The 12,438-nt window shown below is 73.3% G+C and carries 12 protein-coding genes and 1 pseudogene; 8 read left to right on the forward strand and 5 right to left on the reverse strand.

Features of this window, described 5'->3' with window-relative positions:
* The first annotated feature begins 7 nt into the window (after positions 1-7).
* The gene (locus tag AB7F12_RS22460; RefSeq protein ID WP_428498536.1) at positions 8-922 is read left to right on the forward strand and encodes a hypothetical protein; all 915 of its coding nucleotides are present in this window, start codon (positions 8-10) and stop codon (positions 920-922) included.
* A gap of 49 nt (positions 923-971) precedes the next feature.
* Entirely contained in the window at positions 972-2,696 is a 1,725-nt protein-coding gene (locus AB7F12_RS22465) for a phosphatidylglycerol lysyltransferase domain-containing protein (protein ID WP_428498574.1), read from the forward strand.
* Here AB7F12_RS22465 and AB7F12_RS22470 read toward each other — a convergent pair.
* Positions 2,623-3,354, reverse strand: a complete 732-nt coding sequence (locus AB7F12_RS22470; RefSeq protein ID WP_428498537.1) for a TetR/AcrR family transcriptional regulator — start codon at positions 3,352-3,354, stop codon at positions 2,623-2,625. The genes AB7F12_RS22465 and AB7F12_RS22470 overlap by 74 nt on opposite strands.
* A 166-nt stretch (positions 3,355-3,520) precedes the next feature.
* Here AB7F12_RS22470 and AB7F12_RS22475 point away from each other — a divergent pair, with 166 nt between their 5' ends.
* A complete protein-coding gene (locus AB7F12_RS22475; protein WP_428498538.1) occupies positions 3,521-4,312 on the forward strand; it encodes an SDR family NAD(P)-dependent oxidoreductase in 792 nt (263 codons plus the stop codon).
* A gap of 7 nt (positions 4,313-4,319) precedes the next feature.
* Positions 4,320-5,855: an AMP-binding protein gene (locus AB7F12_RS22480; RefSeq protein WP_428498539.1), complete on the forward strand. Its 1,536-nt coding sequence runs from the start codon at positions 4,320-4,322 to the stop codon at positions 5,853-5,855.
* Between the two features lie 34 nt (positions 5,856-5,889).
* On the opposite strand, the gene AB7F12_RS22485 is transcribed toward AB7F12_RS22480, so the two are convergent.
* Positions 5,890-6,345, reverse strand: coding sequence for a YkvA family protein (locus AB7F12_RS22485; RefSeq protein WP_428498540.1), 456 nt, complete (start codon positions 6,343-6,345; stop codon positions 5,890-5,892).
* 237 nt (positions 6,346-6,582) lie between these two features.
* On the opposite strand from AB7F12_RS22485, the gene AB7F12_RS22490 reads away from it, so the two are divergent.
* On the forward strand, positions 6,583-7,332 hold the full coding sequence (locus tag AB7F12_RS22490) for a PadR family transcriptional regulator (protein WP_428498541.1): 750 nt from the start codon (positions 6,583-6,585) through the stop codon (positions 7,330-7,332).
* 60 nt (positions 7,333-7,392) lie between these two features.
* Here AB7F12_RS22490 and AB7F12_RS22495 read toward each other — a convergent pair whose 3' ends face one another.
* Both AB7F12_RS22495 and AB7F12_RS22500 read right to left on the reverse strand, forming a co-directional pair.
* Positions 7,393-7,788 carry an SCO5389 family protein gene (locus AB7F12_RS22495; protein WP_428498542.1) on the reverse strand — a complete coding sequence of 132 codons (396 nt, stop codon included), beginning with the start codon at positions 7,786-7,788 and terminating at the stop codon, positions 7,393-7,395.
* Between the two features lie 106 nt (positions 7,789-7,894).
* Entirely contained in the window at positions 7,895-8,845 is a 951-nt protein-coding gene (locus AB7F12_RS22500) for an AAA family ATPase (protein WP_428498543.1), read from the reverse strand.
* A 190-nt stretch (positions 8,846-9,035) separates the two neighbouring features.
* On the opposite strand from AB7F12_RS22500, the gene AB7F12_RS22505 reads away from it, so the two are divergent.
* The 3 genes from AB7F12_RS22505 (at position 9,036) to AB7F12_RS22515 (ending at position 12,236) form a co-directional block, all read left to right on the forward strand.
* Positions 9,036-9,959, forward strand: a complete 924-nt coding sequence (locus AB7F12_RS22505) for a fumarylacetoacetate hydrolase family protein (RefSeq protein ID WP_428498544.1) — start codon at positions 9,036-9,038, stop codon at positions 9,957-9,959.
* Positions 9,956-11,230: an LLM class flavin-dependent oxidoreductase gene (locus AB7F12_RS22510; protein WP_428498545.1), complete on the forward strand. Its 1,275-nt coding sequence runs from the start codon at positions 9,956-9,958 to the stop codon at positions 11,228-11,230. Before AB7F12_RS22505 ends, AB7F12_RS22510 begins: the two co-directional genes overlap by 4 nt.
* Before the next feature lie 73 nt (positions 11,231-11,303).
* A complete protein-coding gene (locus tag AB7F12_RS22515) occupies positions 11,304-12,236 on the forward strand; it encodes an MBL fold metallo-hydrolase (RefSeq protein WP_428498546.1) in 933 nt (310 codons plus the stop codon).
* A gap of 14 nt (positions 12,237-12,250) precedes the next feature.
* On the opposite strand, the pseudogene AB7F12_RS22520 reads toward AB7F12_RS22515, so the two are convergent.
* Positions 12,251-12,438, reverse strand: a pseudogene (locus tag AB7F12_RS22520) (LysR family transcriptional regulator); the annotation flags it as partial.

The raw sequence follows: 12,438 nt of genomic DNA on the forward strand, positions 1-12,438 counted from the left end.
CCATGACATGTTCTTGCCTGTGTTCGCGCTCGACACCTCGGCAGTACGGCTGGTCTCGCCGTGGTTCGTCGGCGGTGCGGCCGTCCTCGCCGCCGCGGCGTGCGTCGCCGTCGTCGCCGGGTGGCGGCGCCGGCGGCATCCGCGGGCCGGCCGCACCGCCTGCGTCCTCACCGCGACCGTGCTGGTGGTGCTCGCGCTCGCGTCGGCGGCCAACGCCTCCGGCAGCTTCTACCCGACGCTCGGGGCGCTGCTCGGCACGTCGGCACCCGCGGTGCCGGTGGCCGGCGCCCGGGCCGAGGTGACCGGGCCGGGCACCGTGCGGACCGTCACCGGCCCGCACGGTCCGCTGTCGGTCTACCTGCCCGCGGCCGCGGCCGCGCCGGACGCCGGGGACGTCCGCTTCCCCGTCGTCGAATGGCTCGGGCCCCTCGCCGCCGGGGACCCGCTGGTCGACGCCCTCGACCGGGCCGTCGCCGAGCACCGCTCCCCTCCCGTCGTGGTGCTCGCCGCCGGCCCCGCGGGTGCCGACGAGGCCGCCGCCGTCCGCGACTGGGCCACCGGCGGCGCGTCCGGGCTGCCCGTGCGCGGCGACCGCGCCGGCTGGGCGATCGCGGGTCCCGACGCGGCGCGGGTCTGCCCGCTGGGGGTGGCGCTGGCCCGCCCGACGGACTGGTCCGCGGCGGCCGGGCCGCCCTGCGGGCTCACCCCGCCCGCCGGTCCGGACGCCCCGCCCGCGCTGCTCGCCGTGACGATCGGGACGGGCGGCGCAGACGTGACGGCGCAGGTCTCGCCCGCGCCCGTGACGGGCTACGTTCTCACCGGCGCGGCGGACACGCCCGCCGCCGTCGTCGGCTGGCTCGGGGCCCGGCTCCCCGGACCCGTGCGCGCCCCCGCGACAGGAGCCGACCGTGTCCCGTCCTGACTCCCCCGCCACCGGGGACCCGGGCGACACCCGCACCCGGCCCACGCCGGTGCGGCCCGACCCGTCGGCCCGCGCACGCCGGCTCGCCGGTACCGCCGCGGTGCGCGCCGTCGTGTGGACGGCACGGCTCGTCGCGCTGCTGACGGTCGTCGCCGCCCTGTTCCCGGCACCGCGGCGGGCGTTCATGGCGTCGCTGCGCGCGAGCCTCGGGCTCCCCCCGGCCGTGGGGCTGGCCGGGGTCGTCATCTCCCTGGTCGCGGCCGTCGGGCTGTGGCTGCTCGGCGCGGGGCTGCGGCGGCGCAAGCGGCGGGCGTGGGCGTTGGCGATCGTCGTCGGCGCGGTGCTGACCGTCGTGAACGTGCTGCACGGGCTCACCACCGGCCACGGCTGGGTCGCGGCCGCGCTGACCCTCGCGCTGCTCGTGGCTCTCGTCGCGTGCCGCACCCGGTTCGTGGCCCGTCCCGACCCGGGCGGGCTGACCCGGGGGGTGCTGGTCCTGGTGCAGCTGCCCGTCGCCGGGTTCGTGCTGGTGTGGCTGCTGCTGGCGCTGAACCCGCGACGTCTCGCCGGCTCGCCGGGGCCGTGGCAGGAGGCGGGGCACGCGGCGTTGTCGCTGGTCGGGGTGTCGGGTCCGGTGCAGTTCCGGGCCGGCTGGCTCGACGACCTCACCTCGGCGGTCGGGCTGGCCTTCGGCGTGGCCGCCGTGCTGGTCGCGGGCTACCACCTGTTGCGCTCCCCCGAGCCCGAACCGCAGCCGGCCGCCGACGACGACCGCATCCGCGCCCTGCTCGACCGGCACGGCCGTCGCGACTCCCTCGGCTACTTCGCGCTGCGCGACGACAAGGCCGCGGTCTTCTCCCCGACGGGGAAGGCGGCCGTGTCCTACCGGGCGCTCGCCGGGGTGGCGCTGGCGTCGGGCGACCCGCTGGGCGACCACGAGGCCTGGCCCGGCGCGATCGAGGTGTTCCTCGGCGAGTGCACGTCCTACGGCTGGGTACCGGCCGTCCTCGGCTGCTCGGAGCTCGGCGCCACGGCCTGGGCCCGCGCCGGGCTCGACGTACTCGAGTTCGGCGACGAGGCCGTCCTCGACACCGCGACGTTCACCCTCGAGGGCCGGGCGATGCGCGGCATCCGGCAGGCGTGCGGCCGGCTCGCCCGCGCCGGGTACACCGTGCGGGTGTGCCGGCTGCCCGACCTCACCGACGACGAGCGCGCCACCGTCGCCGAACGGGCGTCGCGCTGGCGCGGCGACGCCGTCGAGCGCGGCTACTCGATGGCACTGTCGCGGGTCGCCGACCCGCGCGACGGCGGGGCCGTGGTGGTCCTGGCCGAGCGGGAGGGCGAGATCCGCGGGCTGCTGCAGTTCGTCCCCTGGGGTGGCGACGGCCTGTCGCTGGACCTGATGCGTCGCGACCCGGCGTCGGACAACGGGCTCAACGAGCTGATGATCGCCGAGCTGATGGCCGCGGCGCCGGCGCTCGGGGTGGCGCGGGTGTCGCTGAACTTCGCGGTGTTCCGCGCCGCTCTGGAGCGCGGCGAGCGGATCGGCGCGGGCCCGGTGGCCAAGGGGTGGGCGAAGCTGTTGCGGACGGCCTCGCGCTGGTGGCAGATCGACAGTCTGTACCGCTTCAACGCCAAGTTCCGCCCCGACTGGGTGCCGCGCTACGTCGCCTACCCCACCGTGCGCGACCTGCCGCGGATCATGGCCGCGGCGCTGGAGGCCGAAGGCTTCGGCGGCCGGCCGCCTGCGGTGCTGCGGTTGCTGCGCCGGTAGACCCCCGCTCGCGGGCGCTCCGGGTGCCGGTGACGATCGCGAGCATGTCGACGACGCCCGTGTGCAGGTCGTCGGGTGCGGCCGGGTCGCCCGAGAGCTGCCGCAACAGGGCCTGCTGGAACAGCCCGTCGAACATCGCGTAGGCCATCGCGGTGCCGCACACCGGCGGCGTCGCGGCGAGCTCGGCGTAGCGGCCGACGACGCGGTCGATCATGCGCTCCAGGCTCGCGTCGATCTCGGCGACGTCGGCGCGGAAGGACTCCTCGAACAGCGCCTGCGAGCGCAGGTCGTACCAGAGCCGGTGCAGCAGGGCGTCCTCGACGAGCGTCGAGACCATGGCGTCCGCGAACTCGGCCGCCAGCCGCGGCGCCGTCGACGCCGTGGTGACGACGTCGTCGTAGCGCTGCACGCACACCGCCTTGTAGCGGCGCACGCAGTAGGTGATCAGGTCGACCTTGTCGTGGAAGTAGTAGTGCAGGACGCCGTGGGAGAACCCCGAGTTCTGGGCGATCTCGCGCAGGCTCGTCCGGGCGTAGCCGAGTTCGGACAGTGTCTGCAGCGCGGCGTCGCCCAGCTCGCGGCGGCGCTCGGAGAACTTGTCGACCTGGCGGCGCGCGATGCGGTCGGCGCGCTCGCCGGTGGTCGCCGGCCTGGTCACGGGTGCTTGTCACCGCCTCGTCGGAGTTCCGTCGAAGGATACGGTGCCTCACGTCCTGGGCATTCGTCCAAGAAAATCTTGACACTCGTCCAAAGACGTTCCTAGGTTGTGGTCCGCATCACCTACGCCGCGGGGCCGGTCCGGTGCCGCCGAACAAGGAGGTTCGATGGGTGGGATCGACCTGACCGGTCGCCGTGCGCTGGTCACCGGAGGCGCCCGCGGGCTGGGCGAGGGCATGGGGCGGGCGCTGGCCGCCGCCGGTGCCACCGTGATGCTGGCCGACGTGCTCGCCGACGTCGGCGAGAAGACCGCCGCCGACATCGCGGGCGCGCACTTCGTGGAGCTCGACGTCACCGACGACGCCGGCTGGGAGTCCGCGATCGCGCACACCGTGGCCGAGCTCGGCGGGCTCGACGTCCTGGTCAACAACGCGGGTGTCGAGGTCACCCAGCTGCTCGTCGACACCGAACCCGACGACGTCCGCACGATGCTCGACGTCAACATCCTCGGCACGATGCTCGGCCTCAAGCACGGCATGCGCGCCATGCGCCCCGGCGGTGCGGCGGGCAACGGCGGTGCCATCGTCAACATCGCGTCGGTCGCCGCGACGATCGCGTTCCCCGGTATCGGCGGCTACTCCGCCACCAAGTCGGCGGTCGACCGGCTCACCCGCGTCGCTGCGATGGAGTCGGGCAAGCTCGGCTACGGCGTGCGCGTCAACTGCGTCTACCCCGGCCTCGTGGCGACCGACATGGGCCTCAAGCTCGCCGTCGAGACCTCCGGGCTCGGCCTGTTCCCCGACCCGAACGCCGCCGTCGCCGCCGTCGTCGAGCTCACCCCGTCGGGGCGGCTCGGCGAGGTCGCCGACATGGCCGACGCCGTCGTCTTCCTCGCCTCCGACCAGTCCCGGTTCGTCAACGGCGCCGGCCTGCCCGTCGACGGCGGGATGGGGATGTGACCCGCTGATGTCGCTCACCGCCTACCTGGACAAGGGCGCGTCGCTCGGCCGCGACGCCCCCTGCCTGCAGATGGGCGGCCGGGTGCTGTCCTACGGCGACGTGCAGGACCTGAGCCACGACGTCGCCCGGGCGCTGCGGCGCTCGGGCGTCGGGCCGGGCGACAAGGTCGGCATCCTGTCGGGCAACGACCCCGTCGCGTTCTCCTGCGTGTTCGGCATCGCGCGCGCCGGGGCGGTGTGGTGCCCGATCAACCCGCGCAACGAGGCCGGGGAGAACCGGGAGCTGCTCGACCTGTTCGAGTGCAAGGCGCTGCTGTTCACGCGGGCCTACGCCGGGGTCGTCGAGGCCGTCGCCGGGTCGCTTCCCGCGCTCGACGTGCTCGTCTGCCTCGACGCCGAGCTTCCCGGCGTCCCGGCGCTGCGGGACTGGCTCGACCGGGCCGGGACCGTCACCGGCCCCGTCGAGGCGCCGCCACCCGACGACGTCGTCATGATCGTCGGCACCGGTGGGACGACGGGACGCCCCAAGGGGGTCGTGCTCACCGGCCGCGCGCTGGAGACGATGACGGCGATCACGCTGATGAGCTACCCGTTCGAGGGCCGGCCCGCCTACCTGGCGCTGGCGCCGCTCACCCACGCCGCCGGGGTGCTGTGCTTCCCGGTGATGGCTCTCGGCGGGCGGGTCGTCGTCATGCCGAAGCCGGACCTCGGCGAGTTCCTCGGCCTCGTCGAGCGCGAGCACGTCACGCACACGTTCCTGCCACCGACGCTGATCTACATGCTGCTCGACCATCCCGACCTCGACGGCACCGACCTGTCCTCGCTGCAGTGCCTGTTCTACGGCGCCGCGCCGATGTCGACGGCGCGCCTGGAGGAGGGGCTCACCCGGATCGGGCCCGTCCTCGGGCAGCTGTTCGGGCAGACCGAGGCGCCGATGATGATCTCGACCCTGGCCCCCGCCGACCACTTCCACGCCGACGGGACCCTCGCCCGGGAGCGGTTCTCGTCGGCGGGCCGGCCGACGCCGCTGGTCACCGTCGCGATCATGGACGACGAGGGCAACGTCCTCGCGGACGGGGAACGCGGCGAGATCGTCGTGCGCAGCTCGCTGGTGATGGCGGGCTACCACCGCAACCCGGAGGCGACCGCCGAGGCGTCCCGGTTCGGCTGGCACCACACCGGCGACATCGGCTTCCTCGACCCGGAGGGCTGGCTGCACATCGTCGACCGGGCCAAGGACATGATCATCACGGGTGGTTTCAACGTCTACAGCGCCGAGGTCGAGCAGGCACTGGCGGCGCATCCGGCGGTGCGGGAGTGCGCGGTGGTCGGGCTGCCCGACGAGAAGTGGGGCGAGCGCGTCGTCGCGGTCGTGGAGCTGCACCCGGGCACCGAGGCCGACGAGGCGGAACTGGTGGCGTTCGCGAAGCAGCGCGTCGGCAGTGTCAAGGCGCCCAAGCAGGTGCTGACGTGGACCGACCTGCCGCGCTCGACCGTCGGCAAGGTGGTGAAGACCGAGATCCGGTCCCGGCTGACGTCGTGACCGGGCGGGGGCGGTGTGCGCCGCCCCCGCCCGGTCAGCGGACGACCTCGCCGTCGATGACGCCGTCGAGGTTCTCGGTCCGGGTGCCGTCAGTGTGCTCCCAGTGCAGGAAGCGGTCGGTCTCGGCCAGCACCGCGCCACCGAGCCACAGCGCGACGACGGCGTCGTCGACGAGCCCGAAGACGTTGAACACGATCTCGGGGACGAGGTCGACGGGCGAGACCAGGTAGACCGCGGCGAGCACGAACAGGAACAGCCTGCTCGTGGTCAGCCCCGGGTAGCGTCCGGTGACCGCGGCGCCCGCCATCCGCGGGAAGGCGCGCAGCATGTCGCCGACGCCGGGCGCGCCGGGCCGGCGGGCCTGGCGCAGCAGGCTCCAGAGGGCACGGAACGCGGCGAGACGGCGCGGTCCGAACCGCCCGGCCATGCCCGCGACCCCCGTCGCACGTGCCCCGGCGCTCCGGGCCTTCGTTCCGCTGGTTCCGGCCATCGCCATCGCCTCCTCGCGGCGCCCCGGACGGAGCGCAACACCGTTGGACGAACGGGACGGTTGGTTGTGTTCCCGGCGCACCCTCGGAGGTGACGCAGGTCTCCCCCCGATGTTTTCGTAGTTGCATCGCGATGCAGTAGCGATATATCGTGATGGCACGCGAGCTGATCCGATGGCTCGCATCCGATCGACATCCCGGCCCTCCGGCCCGATGTCCACGTTCCGAGGAGAACATCGATGAACGCCATGAACCCCCCGTGGGAACACCCCTTCGCCGGCTTCGCCGGTGGTCGCGGCGGACGCGGCGGCCGTGCCGCCCTCCGCGCGGCGATGGCCGCCGAGCGCGGCGGCCCGCACGAACGTCCCGACGACGGTGACGACGGTCCACGTCAAGGTCCGGGCAGGCGCGGCGGTCGCCGCCACAGCGGCCCGGGCTTCGGCCCCGGTGGACCGGGCTTCGGCCCGGGCGGATTCGGCCCCGGCCCCGGCTTCGGCCCCGGCGGCCCGCGTGGCTTCGGCCCCGGCGGCTTCGGCCGCCGCGGTCGCCGCACCAACCGCGGCGACGTCCGCGCCGCCGTCCTCGCGCTGGTCGCGGAGCAGCCGCGGCACGGCTACGAGATCATCCAGGAGATCGCGTCGCGTACCGACGGTGCGTGGAAGCCGAGCCCCGGCTCGGTCTACCCGACGCTGTCGCAGCTGGAGGACGAGGGCCTGGTCCGCGTCGAACAGAGCGACGGTCGCCGCGTCGTGCACCTCACCGAGGCCGGCACGACCTACGTCGCCGAGCACCGCGACGAGCTCGACAAGGTCTGGGAGTCCGCGACGCGCGACCCCGACGAGGACACCGCCGAGCTCTGGACCCAGCTGGGCCAGCTGCACGCGGCCGCGCAGCAGGTGATGGCCACCGGCACGCCCGCGCAGATGCAGCAGGCGACCGAGTCGATCACCGAGGCGCGCAAGGCGATCTACCGCCTGCTCGCCGAGTGACACCCGTATGACGGAGAGGGCCCCGGCGGAACACCGCCGGGGCCCTCTCCTGTGCGCGGCTCAGCAGTCGCGCAGCTCCGGGCTCTGGTTGAGCACCTGGCCGCGGATGGAGACGAACTCGCGGTAGACGTCCGAGTCGACGGCCGCCGGGGCGAACGCGGCGACGCGGTGGCAGTTCTGGAAGGCCAGGGTCACACCGAAGTGCGACTCCAGGGCGCCGCGGATCGCGTTGCTCGCCAACGCCCGCAGCAGCTGGCCGCGCTCCGCCTCCGACGGGGGCGGGACCTCGTGCTCGCCGAACGGGGCCTCGGGGCGGGCCTGCCCGTCGGCGACCGCCGCGGACACGACCTCCCAGGCGTAGGGCAGCGAGTTGCGGACGACCTCGAGGAACGCGGCGTCGTCGAGCTCGCCGCGGGCGGCGCGCTCGAGAACGGCGGTAGGGACGTCGAGTGACACGGTTTCTCCTCTGTGGTGTGCGGTGGAGCTGTTGCACGAACGGCACGGTCGGGCAGTTCAGTTGCGGCACTGTGCCGTTCGTTCACATCCGGGGTGCGGGGGCGCGTCAGGCCGGGACGGGGGCACCCGGCACGAAGCCCGGCGCCACCTGCGCGGCGAGGTCGAGGCCGGTGGCGCGGTCGCCCCAGGCACGGGCGTTGCGCAGGTGGAACTCGACGGTGTCGCGGTGGTAGCGCTCCCAGTCGCGGGGGCGGGCGTCGAGGGCGGCGAGGACGTCGGCGAGCACGGCGAGGTTGGCCGGCTCCAGCTCGGCGACCGGGCGGGGCTCCCCGCGCTCGGCGGCCCGCACCCACGGCGAGCGGCCCAGCCAGCCCAGCAGCGCGTCGCCGGCGTGTTCGCGCAGGTAGGCGACGTCGGCGTCCTCGTCGACCTTGTTCCCGAGGACGGCGAGCGCGACGTCGCGGCCCGCGGCGTGCGCGGCGTACTGGTGGAAGACGCCGACGCCGCGCCGGGTCGGCTCGCTGACGAGCACCGTCAGGTCGAAGCGGGTGAACAGGCCCGACGCGAAGGCGTCGGCCCCCGCGGTCATGTCGACGACCACGTACTCCCCCGCGCCGTCGACGAGGTGGTTGAGCCACAGCTCCACCGCGCCGGTCTTGGAGTGGTAGCAGGAGACGCCGATGTCGGCCTCGTCGAACTCACCGGTGACGAGGTAGCGCACCCCGTCGGGGGTGGTGGCGGCGCAGCGGGCGAGCACGGGGTCCTCGGGGCGCAGCCCGGCGGTGCGGGAGCCGGGCCCGGGCGGAGTGGTCTTGATCATGGCCGCGGCCGACGGCACGAGCGGGTTGTTGCCGCGCAGGTGGTCCTTGAGCCACGACAGGTCGGCGCCGAGCGCGCGGGGCGCGGGACCGGTGGCGCCGAGAGCCTCGCCGAGGTTCTGGTTGATGTCGGCGTCGACGGCGAGCACGGGGTGCCCGCGGTCCGCCAGGTAGCGGCTGAACATGGCAGCCACCGTCGTCTTGCCGCTGCCACCTTTGCCGACGAACGCGATCCGCACGAGCCGTCCCTTCCCGAGTCCTGAGTGAACACGGTAACGGTATCGGTTTTCACTAACGAGTGATCATGCCGGGTCCCGGTCGGCTCCGACGAATTCACCACGCCCCGTGGTGAATCGACGCCGAGCCGGTGTTTCACATCACATCGCCGGGAGCCCTAGCGTCGGCGGCACCGAGGTCGAGGAGGACACGTTGCGGCTCGTCACCTACCGCCCACCCGGCGACGCGGACCCCCGCGTCGGGGCACTCGACGGTGAGCGGGTCGTCGACCTGCCGGGCTTCACCTCCATGCTCGACCTGCTCGAACGCGGCGCCGCAGGCCTCGACGACGCCCGCACCCTCGCCTCCGTCGCCGCGACCGCGCACCCCCTCGCCGACGTCACGCTGCTCGCCCCGCTGCCCCGGCCCCGCACGATGCGCGACTTCATGCTGGTCGAGGAGCACGTGCGCAACAGCTTCGGCGACGTGCCCGCGGAGTGGTTCCGGATCCCGGTGCACTGGAAGTGCAACCCCGACACCGTGATCGGCCCCGACACCGTCGCGCCCTGGCCCTACTACACCGACAAGCTCGACTACGAGCTCGAGGTCGCCGCCGTGATCGGGGCGCCGCTGTACCGCGCGAGCCCCGCCGAGGCCGCCGCCGCCATCGCGGGCTACACGATCTTCAACGACTGGAGCGCCCGCGACATCCAGTTCCGCGAGATGTCGGTCGGCATCGGGCCGGCGTTCGGCAAGGACTTCGCGACGTCGCTGGGGCCCTGCCTGACCACCGCCGACGCCTTCGACACCACCGCAGCCCGGATGCGCGCCCGGATCAACGGCGAGACCTGGTCGGAAGGCTCCATCGGCGCCATGCGCTTCTCGTTCCCCGACGTCATCGCCACACTCTCGGAGTACCAGCCGCTGCACCCCGGCGACGTCCTCGGCGGTGGGACCACCGGCCGCGGCTGCGGGCTCGAGCTGGACCGCTGGATCCGGCCCGGCGACGTCGTCGAGCTGGAGGTCGACGGCATCGGGGTGCTGCGCAACACCGTCGGGCAGCCGGACCCGCCCGGCGACCGCACCGTGGATCTCAGAGAACCGTCGACCCGTGGAGAACAGGTGGAGGACGCATGACCGAGGTCATCCTGCAGGTCTATCCGACGCTCGGCGACGAGGCGGCGATGGCCGCCCAACGGCCGATCGGCCGCAACAACGACGCCTACCAGAAGATGCTGGCGGGGCTCATCGAGGTCTGCCAGGCCGCCGACGACCTCGGCTACTGGGGCATCACCCACGTCGAGCACCACATGCACACCGAGGGCATGGAGATCTCCCCCGCCCCGCTGATGCTCAACATCCACCTGGGGCACTACACGAAGCGGCTGCGCCACGGCCAGCTCGGCCTGGTCCTGCCCGCGCACGACCCGATCCGCCTCGCCGAGGAGATCGCGATCGCCGACCACATGCTGCAGGGCAGGCTGTTCGTCGGAATGGCGCGCGGCTACCAGGCGCGCTGGCAGAACATCCTCGGCCAGCGGTTCAACGTCACCAGCACGGCCTCGGACCAGTCCGACGCCGACCAGCGCAACCGGCTGCTGTTCAGCGAGAACTTCGCGATCATGAAGAAGGCCTGGACCGAGGACCTGCTCACCTACGACGGCCCCACCTACAAGATCCCGTTCCCGACCTCGGGCATCCCCAACTGGCCGCCGGCCGCCACGATCACCGGCAAGTACGGGGTCCCCGGCGAGGTCGACGAGAACGGCACCGTCAAGGGCGTCGGCATCGTCCCCAAGCCGTACACGAGCCCGCACCCGCAGCTGTTCCAGGCGTTCGGCGCCAGCCCCGGCACGCTGCGCTGGTGCGGGGAGGAGAACGTCACCCCGACGATCCTCATGGGCTCGCTGGTCAAGCTGCGCGCGCTGATGGAGATCTACCAGGAGGGCGCCGCCTCACGCGGCCGGCACCCGCGCTTCGGCGAGGGCATCGGCGTGTGCCGCACCTTCTACGTCTTCCCCAACGGCACCCCCGAGGACGAGGTCCGGGCCAAGATCCGGCGCAGCGTCGAGCTCTACGAGGAGCCGGTGTGGCGCGGCTGGTACGAGCAGTTCGGCTTCATGGAGGGCAGCCGCCTCGACGACGAGGAGGGGCCCGTCCCGAAGCCCGGCGAGCACCTCGCCGACCGGCTGATCAACTCCGGGTTGCTCATCGGCGGCACGGTCGACCAGGTCAAGCGGCAGATCGAGGGCTTCCTCACCGACCTGCCGATCGACTACTTCGTGTGGCTGTTCCACTGGGGCATGATCCCGCGCGACGAGGGGCTGCGGATGCTGGAGCTGTTCGGCGAGAAGATCATGCCGGAGTTCGGGATCACCGGGGCCCCCGCGACGGTGGCGGGTTCATGAGCGGGCAGCGACGACCGACCCGTCGACACGGCGCCCGCGCGCAGCGCCGGCCGGGCCCCGGCGAGCAGGTGCGATGAGCACGCCACGCTCGCGGGAGGCGGGCATGCCGGACCCCGCCGTCCAGGACCTCGGCAAGGGGTTCCACGTGTTCGTCCAGCTCGACGGCAGCTGGGGCCTCAACAACGTCGGCATCTTCGCCGGCCGCGACGGGGTGATCCTCGTCGACACCACGTTCACCGAAGGCCGGGCACGAGCCCTGCGGGCAGCGGTGACCGACCTGTCGCCGCACCCCATCCGCACCGTCCTCAACACCCACCACCACGGCGACCACACCTACGGGAACTACCTCTTCCCCGAGGCGACGATCATCGGCCACGAACTGTGCCGCTCGACGACGATCGCCACGGGCTTCGAGACGAAGAAGTGGTTCCCGGGCGTCGACTGGGGTGACATCCGGATCGTCCCGCCCGCGGTGACGTTCCGCGACGAGATCACGATCTGGTGCGACGACGTGCCGGCCACCGTGAAGTTCGTCGGCCCCTCGCACACGACCAACGACGTCTACATGTGGGTGCCGGAGCACTCGCTGCTGTTCGCGGGCGACCTCGTGTTCAACGGCGGCACCCCGTTCGTGGTGATGGGGTCGATCTCGGGCCTGCTGCGCGCACTCGACGAGATCGACGGACTCGGCGCGCAGACGGTCGTACCCGGGCACGGGGCCGTCGGCGGGCCGGAGCTGATCGGGCAGCAACGCGACTACCTGCTGTGGCTGCAGGACGTCGCGACCCGCGGGTTCGACGCGGGAACCGAGCCGCTCGACCTCGCCCGGTCACTGGACCTGGGCACGTTCGCGCGGCTCACCGACTCCGAGCGGCTGGTGGGCAACCTCCACCGCGCCTACTCGGAACTGCGCGGGGAGCCGCTGGGCGGCCCGCTGGACTACGACCGGATCGTCGACGAGATGATCGCGTTCAACGACGGGCAGCCGCTGCACTGCGTGGCATGACCTCGTGGGTGGCGTCACCGGCCACGGCCGGCGGCGCCACCCACCGGGCGTGCCGCGGCCCACCCCTCGCGCTCGGCGACGTCGAGTGCGAGCGAGCGGAAGTTCTGCACCGCAGGCCCGGCGACGGTGCGCCAGAACAGATGCACCGGCACGAGCGGCGCGGGCTCGACGGGCCGCCACACGAACCCGTCGGGCACCGGAT

Source organism: Pseudonocardia sp. (assembly GCF_050250275.1).
Lineage (GTDB): Bacteria > Actinomycetota > Actinomycetes > Mycobacteriales > Pseudonocardiaceae > Pseudonocardia.